At 70.8% G+C, this 14,023-nt stretch carries 13 protein-coding genes; 4 read left to right on the top strand and 9 right to left on the bottom strand.

The features are described from left to right. Positions 1-16: 16 nt before the first annotated feature. The 3 genes from tcuB to QQK43_RS16540 form a co-directional block, all read right to left on the bottom strand. Positions 17-1,189, bottom strand: coding sequence for a tricarballylate utilization 4Fe-4S protein TcuB (gene tcuB / locus QQK43_RS16550; RefSeq protein WP_234267267.1), 1,173 nt, complete (start codon positions 1,187-1,189; stop codon positions 17-19). Then, positions 1,176-2,630 carry an FAD-dependent tricarballylate dehydrogenase TcuA gene (gene tcuA, locus QQK43_RS16545; RefSeq protein WP_284308619.1) on the bottom strand — a complete coding sequence of 485 codons (1,455 nt, stop codon included), beginning with the start codon at positions 2,628-2,630 and terminating at the stop codon, positions 1,176-1,178. The genes tcuB and tcuA overlap by 14 nt, the downstream gene beginning before the upstream one ends. A 121-nt stretch (positions 2,631-2,751) precedes the next feature. Further along, positions 2,752-3,744 carry a LysR family transcriptional regulator gene (locus tag QQK43_RS16540; protein WP_234267266.1) on the bottom strand — a complete coding sequence of 331 codons (993 nt, stop codon included), beginning with the start codon at positions 3,742-3,744 and terminating at the stop codon, positions 2,752-2,754. A 60-nt stretch (positions 3,745-3,804) separates the two neighbouring features. Here QQK43_RS16540 and mnmA point away from each other — a divergent pair, with 60 nt between their 5' ends. Continuing rightward, positions 3,805-4,989: a tRNA 2-thiouridine(34) synthase MnmA gene (gene mnmA, locus QQK43_RS16535; protein ID WP_284308618.1), complete on the top strand. Its 1,185-nt coding sequence runs from the start codon at positions 3,805-3,807 to the stop codon at positions 4,987-4,989. Then, positions 4,976-6,730: a SulP family inorganic anion transporter gene (locus QQK43_RS16530; protein WP_284308617.1), complete on the top strand. Its 1,755-nt coding sequence runs from the start codon at positions 4,976-4,978 to the stop codon at positions 6,728-6,730. The genes mnmA and QQK43_RS16530 overlap by 14 nt, the downstream gene beginning before the upstream one ends. A 19-nt stretch (positions 6,731-6,749) precedes the next feature. On the opposite strand, the gene QQK43_RS16525 is transcribed toward QQK43_RS16530, so the two are convergent. From QQK43_RS16525 to QQK43_RS16510, 4 genes are read right to left on the bottom strand one after another with little or no spacing between them, the layout of a single operon-like run. After that, the gene (locus QQK43_RS16525; protein WP_370465301.1) at positions 6,750-7,466 is read right to left on the bottom strand and encodes a class I SAM-dependent methyltransferase; all 717 of its coding nucleotides are present in this window, start codon (positions 7,464-7,466) and stop codon (positions 6,750-6,752) included. Further along, positions 7,459-7,908, bottom strand: a complete 450-nt coding sequence (locus QQK43_RS16520) for a group II truncated hemoglobin (RefSeq protein ID WP_284308616.1) — start codon at positions 7,906-7,908, stop codon at positions 7,459-7,461. The genes QQK43_RS16525 and QQK43_RS16520 overlap by 8 nt, the downstream gene beginning before the upstream one ends. Continuing rightward, the gene (locus tag QQK43_RS16515; protein WP_284308614.1) at positions 7,905-9,041 is read right to left on the bottom strand and encodes an NAD(P)/FAD-dependent oxidoreductase; all 1,137 of its coding nucleotides are present in this window, start codon (positions 9,039-9,041) and stop codon (positions 7,905-7,907) included. Before QQK43_RS16515 ends, QQK43_RS16520 begins: the two co-directional genes overlap by 4 nt. Then, positions 9,038-9,649 (bottom strand): MBL fold metallo-hydrolase, encoded by a 612-nt coding sequence (locus QQK43_RS16510; RefSeq protein ID WP_234267261.1) that lies wholly within the window; start codon positions 9,647-9,649, stop codon positions 9,038-9,040. Before QQK43_RS16510 ends, QQK43_RS16515 begins: the two co-directional genes overlap by 4 nt. Positions 9,650-9,877: 228 nt before the next feature. Between QQK43_RS16510 and QQK43_RS16505 the strand changes: the two genes are divergently transcribed. Beyond that, on the top strand, positions 9,878-11,215 hold the full coding sequence (locus QQK43_RS16505; protein WP_234267260.1) for a sigma-54 interaction domain-containing protein: 1,338 nt from the start codon (positions 9,878-9,880) through the stop codon (positions 11,213-11,215). Positions 11,216-11,406: 191 nt separating this feature from the next. On the opposite strand, the gene QQK43_RS16500 is transcribed toward QQK43_RS16505, so the two are convergent. Then, positions 11,407-12,726, bottom strand: coding sequence for a DUF3422 family protein (locus QQK43_RS16500; protein ID WP_234267259.1), 1,320 nt, complete (start codon positions 12,724-12,726; stop codon positions 11,407-11,409). A gap of 27 nt (positions 12,727-12,753) precedes the next feature. Next, positions 12,754-13,365 carry a class I SAM-dependent methyltransferase gene (locus tag QQK43_RS16495; protein WP_284308613.1) on the bottom strand — a complete coding sequence of 204 codons (612 nt, stop codon included), beginning with the start codon at positions 13,363-13,365 and terminating at the stop codon, positions 12,754-12,756. Positions 13,366-13,546: 181 nt separating this feature from the next. Here QQK43_RS16495 and QQK43_RS16490 point away from each other — a divergent pair, with 181 nt between their 5' ends. Then, positions 13,547-13,894, top strand: coding sequence for a winged helix-turn-helix domain-containing protein (locus QQK43_RS16490; protein ID WP_234267257.1), 348 nt, complete (start codon positions 13,547-13,549; stop codon positions 13,892-13,894). Positions 13,895-14,023: the final 129 nt, after the last annotated feature.

Raw genomic sequence — 14,023 nt, 5'->3', positions numbered from 1 at the left:
AGGGAAGCGGGACGCGTCAGTCGGCGCCCAGCCCGATGGGCGAGGGCTGGCGCTTTTCCACCGCGTGGCGCAGCAGCGCCGCAGTGCGGAAAATGCCGTGGGCGAACTTGCCGTAGGGCAGCGTGGCGAACAGCGCCATCACCGCGCCCAGGTGCAGGCACAGCACCAGCGCCATGGCCGGCGTGCCACGGGCCAGCCACAGCGCCAGGCCGCTGGTGGCGGTGAGGAACAGCAGCGCGATGAAGCCACGGTCCATGGGCTTTTGGGCAGCGTCGCCCTGCAGCGGGTGGCGGCGCAGGTTCAGGCGCCACAGGCCTGCGGTGCCCAGCGCCAGGCTCACGCCCCCCACGGCGCCCAGCAGCTTGGGCAGGCTGGGCAGGTCGTAGGGCGCGGGTTGCCCCAGCAGGTAGTGGTACAGCGTGGCCACGCTGGTGGCGGCGAAGCACAGCAGAAAGCCGTAGAACGTCAGGTGGTGGCAGCGGCGGCGCGCCAGCGTGTAGGCGTCGTCGTCGTTGTGGCAACCCTCGCCGTGCCCGCCATCGAGGTACTTCAGGCGCAGCACGTCGTGCGTGGCTTCGGCTGCGGCCGGCGGGCTCACGGGCGCGCCGCTGGTGGCGGGCGTCACGTCGCGCCAGAAGCGGCGCACGCCCAGCGCCAGGGCCAGCACGGCGAACAGAAACACCGGCGCAAACAGGCCCACCAGCAGGTTGTGCGGAAAGATGGCGTAGAAGTCGGCGCCGGGCACCTGCCACAGCCCGCCCTTCAGGGCCACCGCCAGCACCAGGAACAGCGCCAGCCCGCCCGCCAGCGCGAGCGAGAGCGTGAGCCCGTTGCGCTGGTAGAGCTTGCCCAGCGCGGGCGGCCAGGCGTAGTCGTGGTAGGTCTGGCCGCGCACGCGGGCCATGGCCTGCGGGATGTTGACCGCGAATTCGTGCGGCGGCGCGTACTGGCAGGCGTGCAGGCAGGCGCCGCAGTTGTGGCACAGGTTGGCCAGGAAATGCACGTCGGCTTTGGGGAATTCGAGCCGGCGCGTCATCGCGGGAAACACGGCGCAAAAGCCTTCGCAGTAACGGCAGGCATTGCAGATCTGCAACTGGCGCGCCACCTCGGCTTCGGCGTCGGAAACGGGCACGGCGTCGCCCATGGCCAGGGCGTGGGCGTCGCGCACCAGGGCGTCAAGCGGCGGCATGCAGGGCTCCTTGTTCGGTGGCGATCAGCGTCGCCAGGGGCTGGGCCGGCTGCTGCCGGGCCGCGCGGGCGGCGTTGGCGCCGGCGATGCGGCCAAAGGCCGTGCCGATGCTCATGCCGACGCCGGCGGTGTAGCCCTTGCCCAACACGTTGCCGGCCATCATTTCACCGGCCACGAACAGGTTGGGGCTGGCCGCGCCGCCGAAGCGCACGGCGGCGGTATCGCCGGTCTTGAGGCCCAGGTAGGTGAAGGTGACGCCGGGCTTGAGCGCGTAGCCGTAGAACGGCGCGGTGTCGATGGGGCGCGCCCAGTGCGTCTTGGCGGGTGCCAGGCCTTCGGTGTGGCAATCGTCGAGCGCGGTGTGGTCGAAGGTGCCCACCCGGCAGGCGGCGTTGTAGCTGTCCAGCGTGCGCATGAAGCTGTCTACGGGCAGGCCGAGTTTGTGCGCCAGTTCGGGCAGGGTGTCGGCCTTGACGCCCGGGAACACGGGCGGCATGAAGCGGCCGATGGCCTTGGCGTCGATGATCGAATAGCCGATCTGCCCGGGCTGCTGCGCCACCAGGCGCCCCCAGATCGCGTAGCGCTTGGGCCAGAAATCTTCGCCTTCGTCGTAGAAGCGCTCACCGTCGCGGTTGACCACCACGCCCAGCGACACGCAGTCGATGCGCGTGCAGATGCCGCCGTCGTAGAGCGGCGCACGCGCGTCGATGGCCACCATGTGCGCCTGCGTCGGGTCGCCGATGCGCTCGGCGCCGTGGTCTTCCAGCAGGTGGCGCAGCAACACGCCCTGGTTGAAGGCGGTGCCGCGGATGAGGAAGTTGTCCGACGGCCATTCGCCGCGTTCGTTCTGGCCCCAGGCCTCGCGCAGCCAGTCGCGGTTCGATTCAAAGCCGCCGGCCGCGAGCACGCAGGTTTTCGCGGCGATGCGTTCACCGTCTTTGAGGTGCGCAGCGACAAAGCGGCCGTCTGCGATCTCCAGCCGCTCGACCGGCGTTTCGTAACGCACCTGCACGCCCAGCGCCTCGGCGCTGCGGAAGTAGGCGTTGACCAGCGCCTTGCCACCGCCCATGAAAAAGGCGTTGGTGCGCGCCACGTGCAGCGCACCCGACAGCGGTGGCTGGAAATGCACGCCATGGCGGCGCATCCAGGGCCGGCACGACGACGAATGGCGGATCACCAGCCGCGCCAGCGCCTCGTCGGTCAGGCCGCCGGTGACCTTGAGCAGGTCTTGCCAGAACTCTTCTTCGGGGTAGGCCTCGACCAGCACGTCCTGCGGCGCGTCATGCATGCAGCGCAGGTTGCGGGTGTGGGCGGAATTGCCGCCGCGCCAGGCGCGCGGCGCGGCCTCCAGCAGCAGCACGGTGGCACCGGCTTCGCGCGCCATCAGGGCCGCGCACAGCGCCGCGTTGCCGCCACCGATGACCAGGACATCGGGGTCCATCGACATGCGTCTCCTCGCTTTTCGCTCTTCACTCGTGGGGCGCCGGGCGCGCAGGCCCGGCGGATGAGCGAATGTAGGAAGACGGCCCCGCGCCGTGCAGCGGGGTCAGGTCATGGGGGTATCACGATTTCCGATGCCCCGCCCGGCGCGGGCCGGTGACCCCGGCGCCGTCCAGCGGCGTGACGCCCGACCAGCGCCCGCTGGTCACCAGGGTGCGCACGCAATCGGCCAGCACCACACGCGCCGCCAGCGCGGCTGGCGAAAGTTCGTCGTCCGACAGGCTGCACAGCAGGTTCACCCGGCGCGCGGGCACGTCGGTCAGGCGCGCCCACTGAAAGCGCTGCCCGGCGTCGGGGTAGCGGCCGAGCGCGGCCCAGGGCTGCACCGAAGACGCCAGGCCGGCGTCCACCGCGGCCATCACCATGGCCAGGGAATCGACCTCCAGCACCACACGGGGCGCCAGCCCCATACCGGCAAACGCCGCGTCCAGCGTGCTTCGCAGGCCGTGCGGGCCGGTGGGCAGAATCAACGGTTCGTCGGCCAGATCGGCCATGGTCATTTCGGCCGGCAGCCGGGGGGTGGCCGCGCTGCGCATCAGAAACAGGTCTTCCTCCAGCAGCGGCTGGATTTCCCAGCGCCGGCTGCCACCGGCCTGCCGCGCCTGCTGCAGCCGCGAGTCGAACAGCACGGCCATGTCCAGCTCGCGGGCATTGAGCAGGGCGCTGATGTGGCCCGACATGGCCTCGACCATGTGCAGGCGCACGTCGGGGTAGCGCTCGCGCATGGCCTGGATGAGCGGCAGCCCCAGCACGGCCGACGTGGTGGGCGCCAGCCCCACGGTGACACTGCCCGACAGGCGCGCGGCCTGGGCGGCCCGCACCGCCTGCTCGGCATGGCGCAGCGTCAGTTTGGCCTCGCGGAAGAAGGCCGCGCCGGCCGCCGTCGGGGAAACGCCCTGTGGCGTGCGGTGCAGCAGGCGCGTGGCCAGCTCCCCTTCCAGCCGCGTGATCTGCTGGCTCAGGGCCGACTGGACCATGTCCAGATCGTGCGCCGCCCGGCTCATGGCGCCGAGTTCGACGATGCGCACGAAGTAACGCAGTTGCCGCAGTTCCATGGTGTCGCTGGTGTCCCTTCGCCTGATCGTGCCATCGGATGGGCGGGATAATCGCACACCATGACGAGCAAGCAACGTGTGGTGGTGGGCCTGAGCGGCGGGGTGGACTCCGCCGTGAGCGCGTACCTGCTGAAACAGCAGGGCCACGAGGTCATCGGCATCTTCATGAAGAACTGGGAAGATGACGACGACAGCGAATACTGCTCCAGCCGGCAGGACTGGCTGGACGCGGCCAGCGTGGCCGACGTGATCGGGATCGACATCGAGCACGTCAACTTCGCGGCCGAATACAAGGACCGGGTTTTCGCCGAGTTCCTGCGCGAATACCAGGCCGGGCGCACGCCCAACCCCGACATCCTGTGCAACGCCGAGATCAAGTTCAAGGCCTTCCTGGACCACGCCATGCGCCTGGGCGCCGAGAAGATCGCCACCGGGCATTACGCCCGTGTCCGCTGCGTCGCAGCAGACACGGGCGAGCCCGTCGGGCAGCACATGACCTCCCGCGCGACCGCGCGGGATGACGCCCGCGTGCGCTACGAGCTGCTCAAGGGCCTGGACCCGCTGAAGGACCAGAGCTACTTTCTGCACCGCCTGAACCAGGCGCAACTGGCCAAAACGATGTTCCCGGTGGGCGAGCTGCCCAAGACCGAGGTGCGCCGCATCGCGGCCGAGATCGGCCTGCCGAACGCGAAGAAAAAGGACAGCACCGGCATCTGCTTCATCGGCGAACGCCCGTTCCGCGACTTCCTCAACCGCTACATCAGCAAGGAACCGGGGCCGATCAAGGACCCGAGCGGCCGCACCATCGGCGAGCACGTGGGCCTGTCCTTCTACACCCTGGGCCAGCGCCAGGGCCTGGGCATCGGGGGTGTCAAGGCCCAGGGCGCCCAGAAAGGCGGCGCCGAGCACGAACCCTGGTTCGTGGCGCGCAAGGACCTCGCCAAGAACACCCTGTGGGTGGTGCAGGGCCACGACCACCCCTGGCTGCTGGCGCCCAGCCTGCGCGCCGAGGATGTGAGCTGGGCCGCGGGCGAAGCCCCCACCGCCACCCGGATTGCGGCCAAGACCCGCTACCGCCAGAGCGACGCCCCCTGCGCGCTCGCGCTCGACGACACCGGTTTCACGCTGCGTTTTGCCGAACCGCAATGGGCGGTGACGCCGGGCCAGAGCGCGGTGCTGTACGACGGCGAGGTCTGCCTGGGCGGCGGCGTGATCCACACCGAAGCCGCCAATGCCCCCGACTGACGCCCCGGCCACCGCCCGGCTTGCGGCCCGCTGGGCCGACTGGTTCCCGGTGCTGCGCTGGGGCCGGGATTGCACGCAGGCGACCTTCACGGCCGACCTGACCTCGGCCGCCGTCGTCACCCTGCTGCTGATCCCGCAGGCCCTGGCCTACGCCCTGCTGGCGGGCATGCCGGCGGTCACGGGCCTGTACGCCAGCGTGCTGCCGCTGGTGGTGTACGCCCTCATGGGCACCAGCCCCGTCGTGGCCGCCGGCCCGGCGGCGCTGCGTTCCGTCATGTCGCTGGCCGCCGTGGGGGCGGTGGCCGCCACCGGCAGCCCGGCCTTCATCGCCGCCAGTGCGCTGCTGGCGGTCATGGTCGGCGCGATGCTGCTGGTCATGGGTGCGCTGCGCATGGGCTTCGTGGCGGGGTTCCTCAGCCACCCGGTGCTTTCGGGTTTCGTCACGGCGGCGGGCCTGCTGATCGCCATGAGCCAGTTGCCCCACGTGCTGGGCATGCCGCTGGCCAGCCAGAACCTGGGCGCCTTCCTGCGCAGCCTGTGGCAGCACCACACCCAGGTGCACAGCCTGACGCTGGCCGTGGGCCTGGGCGCCGTCGCCACGCTGTGGGCCGCCAGGCGCTGGCTCCAACCCGGCCTGCGGCGCCTGGGCACACCGGCCGGCGCGGCCGACCTCGTGAGCAAGGCGGCGCCACTGCTGATCATGATCGGCGCCATCGCCATCACCGCGAACACCGGCTGGGAAGCGCGCGGGCTGGCGGTGGTCGGCGAGATCCCGCAAGGCCTGCCCGCCCTGACCCTGATGGCCTTCACCGACACCACGCCCGAGATGCTGCGCCTGCTGCTGCTGCCGGCCCTGCTGATCGCGGTGCTGACCTTCGTCGAGCAGATTTCCATGGCCCAGGGCATGGCCGCCAAGCGGCGCGAGCGCGTGGACACCGACGCCGAGATGCGCGCCATGGGCGGCGCCAACCTGGCTTCGGGGCTGAGCGGTGCCTTTGCCGTGGGCGCCAGCTTCTCGCGCACCGTGGTGGTGGCCGAAAGCGGCGCCCGCACCCCGGTGGCCGCGCTGCTGACCGCCGTGCTGCTGGGGCTGGCCGCGCTGTTCCTCACGCCCTGGCTGCGCCACCTGCCGCTGGCGGTGCTGGCCGCCACCATCCTGCTGGCGCTGGGCAGCCTGATGGACTTCGCCAGCTTCGGGCGCACCTGGCGCTTTTCGCGCGCCGACTTCGCTGCGCAGGCGCTCACCTTCGGCACCACCTTGCTGGTCGATCTGGTCAGCGGCCTGACGGCGGGCGTGGTGGCTTCGCTGGCGCTGCACATCTGGCACAGCAGCCGCCCGCACATCGCCGAGGTGGGCAACGTGCCGGGCACCGAGCATTACCGCAACGTGCGTCGCCACGCCGTGACCACGCACCCGCGCATCCTGAGCCTGCGGGTCGACGGCAGCCTGTTCTTCGCCAACGCGCGCTTCCTGGAAGACCGCATCGCGGCCGAGGTGGCCAGCCACCCGGACCTGCGCCACCTGATCCTGCTGTGCAATGCGGTCAACGACATCGACGCCAGCGCGCTGGAAAGCCTGCGCACCATCCAGCAGCGCCTGAGCGATGCGGGCGTGCTGCTGCACCTGAGCGAGGTCAAGGGCCCGGTGATGGACCGGCTCGAACGCAGCGACTTCCTGGCGCACCTGAGCGGCGGCGTGTTCCTCACCCACCACCAGGCGGTGGCGGCGCTGAGCGCCTGAAACCCGCCGTCCCGGGGCATCAGCCCCGGCGGCGCAGCAGCCGCACGTGCATCGGCCGCACGAACGATGCGCCCTGCGGGCCACCATGCGGTGCGAACGCGGCCCGCACCCGATCGGCCAGCGCTTCGGTGATGCCGTGGTCGGCAAAACTGGGGTACAGCATGCGCCGCGCGAAATCGTCCCAGTCGGCGTAATGCACGGGCTGGGCAAAGCGGCGCTCGGTCTGGGCCACCCAGTGTGTGCCCGAAGCCAGCGCCCGGTCCAGTGCGGCCTGCGCCGCCCGGCGCACCACCCCTTCGTCGTTGTAGAGGCGGACGAGGGTGTTCAGCGCCCCGCCATAGATCGGCTCCGACACGTACAGCCAGCCGCCGGGCCGCAGCACGCGGGCCACTTCGGCCAGGGCCTGGTCCATTTCGGGCACGGGCACGTGGTGCAGCGACTTGAGCATCAGCGCGCCGTCGAAGGCAGCGTCCGGCGCTGGCACGGCCTGCGCGCCGGCCGCCACAAACACCAGCCGCTCCTGCGGCTGGGCGATGTTGTGTGCGTGCTGCGTGCGGTCGACCTCCAGCGCCACCACCTCGCTGCCGGCATGGCGCTGCACCAGTTGCCGGGCCAGGCGCGCCGCGCCGCAACCCAGTTCGATCAGACGCTGCCCGTCCAGCGGCACCAGGCTGGCGAGCACGTCGAGCTCGTCGCGCACCAGGGGCAGGCGATCCGGCGCCACCATCTCAGGCATCGCACGCCCCCCCGGCGTGGGCAGCCTGGCCGTGGCCGCAGCCCCCGCGATCACCGGTATTGACCATGTGCTCGGCCATCTGCGTCAGCGCCTGCAGCAGGCCCGCGCGCAACGGGGCATCGGCCACCTCCTCGGCCAGCGCGGTGCGCATGCACAGCATCCAGGCGGCCTGTTCGGCCGGGCCGATGGCATAGGGCAGGTGCCGCATGCGCAAGCGGGGGTGGCCGTGCTTTTCGATGTAGAGGTTCGGCCCGCCGAACCAGCCCGAGAGGTACTCGAACAGGCTCTGGTTGGCGCCCGCCAGGCTGTCCGGATGGAGGCGGCGCGCGGCATAGGCCTCGGGCAACTCGTCCATCAGGGCGTAGAAGCGGTCCACCAGACGGTGCAGGGCGTCGGCGCCGCCGAGCGCCTCGTAAGGGGTGAGCGCGAGAGAAGGTGTCATCGGTAGCGTCTCAGGTACTGTTGTTCGAACCAGCGCTTGGCCCAGTGGAACAGGCGCGATGAAGGCAGGAGCAGCTGCCGCCTGGGGGTGCGGTACACCAGCGTGCCGTGATCGATGGCGTCGATGATGCAGACCAGCTCGACCGGGAACGTCGCGGCCTGCGGCAGGCCCTGCAAGCCGTTCAGCAGGTTCTGCGCCGCCGCCTCGGCCTGCAGGTCGGCCATGTGCGCCTGCTTGGGCATCCAGTCGGGCCCGGGAAAACTGCCCGAATCACCGACCACGTACACCTGTTCGCTGCCGACCACGCGGCACTGCGCATCGGCCTGCAGCAGGCCGCCGGGTGAACGGGTCAGTGCGGTCTGGTCGAACCAGGCGTTGCCCGTCATGCCGGGCATGAACAGGATCAGGTCGGCCGGGAATTCGCCGCCTTCGGTGACCACCTTGCCGACCTCGAAGCGCTGCAGCTTGTGGCCCAGGTGGGTGCGGATGCCGCAGTGCGCCATCTCGGCCAGCAGGTGCTGCACCGCCTTCGGGCCCAGCCGGTTGCCCGGCTCTTTCGAGGGGTTGAAGAACACCAGTTCGAAACGCTCGCGCCGGCCTTCGCGCCGCAACTGCCGGTCGATACCGAACAGGAACTCGAACATCGGCCCGCCACGCACCGCACTGGGTTCGTTCGGGTTGCCCGCAAAACCGACCGCGATGGTGCCGCCTTCGAGGGCGCGAAGCCGGTCGCGGATCTGCTCGGCCGCAGCAATACCTTCACAGGGTGTGATGGCGTGTTCGATGCCGGGCAGCTTCTTGAGGAAACGCCCGCCGCTGGCGATGACCAGCGAGTCGTTGGCCACGTCGCCCGCCGTGGTGTGCACCACGCGGCCGTTCGCCCCCAGGCCGGTCACGTCGGCCACCACATGGGTCACCCGCATGCGGGCGAAGAAAGGGGCCAGCGGCACGGTGAGCTGCTCGCGCGTGCGCAGGCCGGAGGGGATCCAGATGATGCCGGGCAGGTAATGCAGTTCGGCTCGCGGCGCGATCAGCGTGATCTGCGCCTCGCGCTCGCGCGCCCGCAAGGCCCGCACCGTCGACAACGCCCCGAAGCCCGCACCGATGACGGTGATCTGCGCCGGCGTGGTCATGCGGTCTCCAGCGAAGGGGTGGCCACGCGGGCCAGGAAGTCGTCGCGCGTGCAGCCCCCGAGCAGCGGGTGCCAGCGGCGCTGCGCCATGACCGTGCTGACCGTCTGCCCGCGCGCGTCGTACCCAGCGTAGAGCAGGGTTTCGTCGGGCAAGGTGAACACGCGCCGGGTGGCGCTGTCCCACAGGGCGCCCACGTCGGCCGGCACCGGCTGGTACGGGCAGGCCCCCACCACCAGCAGGCCGCCGCAGAACACCCGGTCACGCCACTGAAAGCTCAGGCAATGGGCGGTGTGGCCCGGCGTGGCCAGCACCCGCACGCATTCGTGACCGAACACCAGGCGCTCGTCGTCGCGCGCCACGTGCGCGCCGTCGCGGGGTTCGCCCTGAACCAGCGGTGCGCCCAGCCGGGACAGCGCGGCCCATTCGCCCGGCCGCTGGTCGTCGTGCTGGTGCGTGCGCAGCACCCAGCGCAGCCGCAGGCGCGCGTCGTCGAGCAAGGCGGTCAGCACGGGCAGATCGCCGCCGCGCGGATCGATCAGCACCGCTTCGGCGGATTCCATGTCCGCCAGCAGGTAGCTGGTTTCGCCGCTGCGAGGGTCATGAAGCATGCGCAACACGGGGGTCTCCTGGAAAAAAACGCGGCCCCGGCCCGGGAACCTGCCAGCCTCTCCGTTTCCAAGAACCATGCCACCGGCACAGACCCGCCAAAAGTCCCACGGGCACAAGCACTTGCCCGCGTTGATCGGGGCCGGGCCGCCGTGAAACCCCGCCCCGATCTGCCAGATTTGGCAGAAAATGGCAGACATCGCCCCCCCACCTGGCGCGCCGGAGTCCCCGTGAAACCCCTGCCCGAACTCACCGCCTTCCTCGAAGGCCTGGCCGAGCCCCACATCCTGTTCGACGCGCAGTACCGCATCCTGGCGGCCAACGCCGCCTACCGGCGCCAGTTCAGCCCCGACCGCAGCGTGGTCGGGCGCACCTGCTACGAGGTGTCGCACCACTTCGCCGTGCCCTGCGACCAGGCCGGCGAATCCTGCCCGCTGGCGCGCTCGCGCCAGTCGGGCCAGCGCGAGCGCGTGCTGCACCTGCACCACACGCCCCAGGGCGAGACCTACGTGAACATCGAGCTCTCGCCCCTGCCCGGGGCCGACGGCGAACCGGCTTTCTACGTCGAGCGCATGGAACCGCTGCGCGTGGCCCAGAGCCAGCCCGGCGCGCAAGGCCTGATCGGCCGCTCGCCGGCCTTCCAGCGCATGCTCGGGCTGGTGGCGCGGGTCGCGCCCTCGCGCGCCACGGTGCTGCTGCTCGGGGAATCCGGCACCGGCAAGGAACTGGTGGCGCGCGCCATCCACGAAGCCAGCCCGCGCGCGGGCAAGCCGCTGGTGGCGGTGGACTGCTCCAGCCTGCCGGAGAACCTGTTCGAGTCCGAACTCTTCGGCCACGAGCGCGGCGCCTTCACCGGCGCCAGCACCAGCCGCGCCGGCCTGGTGGAAGCGGCCAGCGGCGGCACGCTGTTTCTCGACGAAGTGGGCGACATCCCGCTGGCGATGCAGGTCAAACTGCTGCGCCTGCTGGAGACCGGCACCTACCGCCGCGTGGGCAGCACCGAGCTGCGCCACGCCGACATCCGCGTGATCTCCGCCACCCACCGCGACCTGCACCGCCTGCTGGCCGAAGGCGCGTTCCGCGAAGACCTGTATTACCGGCTTTCGACCTTTCCCATCGCGCTGCCGCCGCTGCGCGAGCGCGAAGGCGACCTGGCGCTGCTGGCCCCCGCGCTGCTGGAGCGCGTGGCCGCCCCCCGCCGCCTGCGGCTGTCACCCGAAGCCCTGGCCGTGCTGGCCGAGCAGCCCTTCCCGGGCAACGTGCGCGAGCTGCGCAACCTGCTGGAGCGCGCCGCCCTGCTGGCCGACGGCGAACAGATCCGCGCCACCGACGTGCAGGCCGCCATCGCCACCGGCCGGCGCAGCACCGCACCGGTCGCCCTCATCCCCGCCCCCGTGGCAGCGGCCGAGCCCGCCGCCCCCCAGAGCCTGCGTGGACTCGAACGCGAAGCCCTGCGCACCCTGGTGGCGCAACACACCGGCAGCCGCGCCGAACTTGCCGCGCGGCTGGGCATCAGCGAACGCTCGCTGTACCGCAAGCTCAAGGCGCTGGACCCGACCGCGGACTGACCCCGCGGGACGGACAGCGGGATGCCCGCCTGCGCGGGCATGACGGGGTTTGGCACCCACGTCAGCGGTAGAGCGTGGGGGCAGCCGGGCCAGCCGCCGGGCCGCCATGACCTTGCTGGATGCCCGCCTGCGCGGGCATGACGGAGTTTGGGGCAGCGACCCGCGCAGCGGCGGAGCGTGGGGGCATACGCTCAATGCCCCGCGTGCAGCTTCTCGTGAATCTTCTTGGTCGTGCGCCACACCGCCCACAGCACCAGCGGGATCATCGCGCCGGCCAGCAGTTCGGGCTTGACGGGCAGGCCCGCTTCCTTGCCGGCCTTGCCCACATACAGGATCAGGCTGACCACGTAGTAGGAGATCGCCGCGATCGACAGGCCTTCCACCGTGCTCTGCAGGCGCAGTTGCAGTTCTTGCCCCTTGGTGAGCTTGGCCAGCAGTTGCTGGTTCTGCTCTTCGGTGGCGATGTCCACGCGCGTGCGCAGCAGCGCGCTGGTGCGCGTCACGCGCTCGGACAGCGACGCCAGGCGCTGGCCCGTCGCGGCCACGGTGGCCATGGCCGGCGACAGGCGGCGTTGCATGAACTCGCCCAGGGTCTGCGTGCCGGGGATGGGTTGCTCACGCAGTTCGGCGATGCGCTGGCCCACCAGGGTGTCGTAGGCACGGGTCGCGGAAAAACGGTAGGAGTGTTCGGCCGTGGCGCGTTCGACACCGGCCGCCAGCGCCACCAGGGTGTCCAGCAGTTGCTGGTCGGACGTGCCCTTGCTTTCGAGCTGGGCGGTGATGCTGGCCAGCCGCTGTTCCGCATCCGCCAGCAGCGGCCCCAGCTGTTTGGCCACCGGCAGCCCCCGCAGCGCCATCACGCGGTAGGTCTCCAGTTCCAGCAGGCGCGACGAGATGCGGCCGGCCCGGGTTTCCGACGTGCCCGGTGGCGCGATGACCAGCATGCGCTCGAACCCACAGGGGCGCAGCCAGAAGTCGGTGACCACCAGCGAATGCCGCTGGTTGCCCATGAGCGAGGCCACCACCGTGTGCTCGCCCAGCCAGGTGCGGGCCAGCGCCAGCGCATCGGCCGGTGGGTCGATGGGGCCTTCGACCATCACCAGTTGCACCGCGGCGAAGGTGCGCCCCGGAATGCCGGCCAGCCAGTCCGGCGGTGTCACCAGGGGGGTGACCAGATCGGGCGTCGGCCCGCCCAGCCCCGCGCCCTCGGGCAAGGGCTGCACGATCGAGTAGCGCGTGAATTCGGTGTGCCGCTCCCACTTGAGCGTGTAGCCCGGCAGGCGCAGCCGCAGAAAGCTGCCCTCCAGCGCCGAGACGGCGAGCGCCGCCTGGCCCGGCAGACGGCGCAGGTGCTCACATTCCTGTTCGCGCGTGACCCCGGCATTGGCCACGGCCACATAGGTCACGAGCACGGGCAGGCGGATGCGCGCCGGTGGGCGGGCATGCACCTCGTTGTGCAGCTGTTCGCGCAGGGGATCGTCGGCGGGAAGGAATGTGGCGGCGGCGGACATGCCGCGATTGTGCAATGGCGTGTGCGTTCACGCGCCGAGCGCACGCCCCACCCAGCGCGTGACGTGCGCCAGCCCTTGATGCCCCGGCCCTTCGTCGAGCGACACCTCACCGTCCCAGGCCCACACCTCGTCCACCAGACCGTGAAAGTCGCTGCGCAGCAGCGCGGGCGTGTACAGCATGGCCCCGTCCTGCGGGCCCCCGCTGCGGTGCCCCAGTTGCTGCGGATGAAAGGCCTCCAGCACCAGCCGACCGCCCGGGCGCAGGGCCGCAGCCAGCCGGCGGTGCGCCCCGGCCCGGATGGCCGGCGGCAGGTGCACGAAGGTGAGCACCAGGGCGTCGAACGCGGCCGGCGGCGGCGCCCAGTCGGCCAGGTCCGCCAGCACCGTCTGCAAGGCCACAGCGCGGATTTCGGCCAGCGCCCGGGCCTTTGCCAGCCCCACGGCCGAACCGTCCATCGCCGTCACCCGGTGCCCCTGGACAGCCAGCCACACGCCGTTGCGCCCTTCGCCGTCGCCCGGCACCAGCACGTCGAGCGACGGGGGCCAGTCGCGCGCATCGGTCGCGAGAAAGGCGTTCGGTTGGGTGCCGTACTTGTAGACGTCACCGGCAAAATTGCGGTCCCAAGGGTTGATGTTCATCGGACCATTGTGGCGGGTACCGCCGGTCCCTGCCACATCGGCAACAAATACCCCCACCAGTAAAGATCCATGCCCCTCACGCCCACCGCGGGCACCGTCATCACCGCTTGCCGATAATGCCGGGACACCGTCTGCCCAGGCAGCCTCTGCATCCGCTCCTCCAGCCCCACCGTCCTGCCCCATGAAAGCCCGTGTCGAGTTTCGTGTCCGCGTCTACCGCGACGACGGCGTCGCCATCGGGCCGGGCAAGGTCCGGTTGCTGGAATGCATCGCCGAGTCGGGCAGCATCGCCGCGGCAGCGCGCCAGTTGGGCATGTCCTATGCCCGGGCCTGGCAGTTGGTGAGCGAGATGAACGCCGCGTTGAAAGCGCCGGCGGTCTATACGGCCAAAGGCGGCGCCCGCGGCGGCGGCACCGGCCTGACCCCCTCCGGCCTCGACGTCGTCCGCCACTACCGCGCCCTGGAAGCGTCTGCGCGCACAGCGTGTGCGCCCGACATCGCCGCCCTGACAGACCTGCTGGCCGGCTGAAGCCCGGCCCAAAAAAAAGAATCATCCATGTGTGAACCGCCCCGGATTTTGAGGAGGCTCCAATCTTTGAGAGGATGGAGCCATGAGGAAGTCAGTGAAGTTTTCGCCCGAGGTGCGCGAGCGCGCGGT

Origin of the sequence: Hydrogenophaga electricum (assembly GCF_030160815.1) — a bacterium.
Lineage (GTDB): Bacteria > Pseudomonadota > Gammaproteobacteria > Burkholderiales > Burkholderiaceae_C > Hydrogenophaga > Hydrogenophaga electricum.
This window is presented reverse-complemented; position numbering and strand designations above follow the sequence as displayed.

Excerpts from the sequence above, each read along its gene's own strand:
- tcuA (WP_284308619.1), bottom strand. The coding sequence starts at position 2,630 with ATGGACCCCGATGTCCTGGTCATCGGTGGCGGCAACGCGGCGCTGTGC.
- QQK43_RS16490 (WP_234267257.1), top strand. The coding sequence starts at position 13,547 with ATGAAAGCCCGTGTCGAGTTTCGTGTCCGCGTCTACCGCGACGACGGC.
- QQK43_RS16495 (WP_284308613.1), bottom strand. The coding sequence starts at position 13,365 with ATGAACATCAACCCTTGGGACCGCAATTTTGCCGGTGACGTCTACAAG.
- mnmA (WP_284308618.1), top strand. The coding sequence starts at position 3,805 with ATGACGAGCAAGCAACGTGTGGTGGTGGGCCTGAGCGGCGGGGTGGAC.
- QQK43_RS16530 (WP_284308617.1), top strand. The coding sequence starts at position 4,976 with ATGCCCCCGACTGACGCCCCGGCCACCGCCCGGCTTGCGGCCCGCTGG.
- QQK43_RS16500 (WP_234267259.1), bottom strand. The coding sequence starts at position 12,726 with ATGTCCGCCGCCGCCACATTCCTTCCCGCCGACGATCCCCTGCGCGAA.
- QQK43_RS16520 (WP_284308616.1), bottom strand. The coding sequence starts at position 7,908 with ATGACACCTTCTCTCGCGCTCACCCCTTACGAGGCGCTCGGCGGCGCC.
- QQK43_RS16515 (WP_284308614.1), bottom strand. The coding sequence starts at position 9,041 with ATGACCACGCCGGCGCAGATCACCGTCATCGGTGCGGGCTTCGGGGCG.
- QQK43_RS16540 (WP_234267266.1), bottom strand. The coding sequence starts at position 3,744 with ATGGAACTGCGGCAACTGCGTTACTTCGTGCGCATCGTCGAACTCGGC.
- tcuB (WP_234267267.1), bottom strand. The coding sequence starts at position 1,189 with ATGCCGCCGCTTGACGCCCTGGTGCGCGACGCCCACGCCCTGGCCATG.
- QQK43_RS16510 (WP_234267261.1), bottom strand. The coding sequence starts at position 9,649 with ATGCTTCATGACCCTCGCAGCGGCGAAACCAGCTACCTGCTGGCGGAC.
- QQK43_RS16525 (WP_370465301.1), bottom strand. The coding sequence starts at position 7,466 with ATGCCTGAGATGGTGGCGCCGGATCGCCTGCCCCTGGTGCGCGACGAG.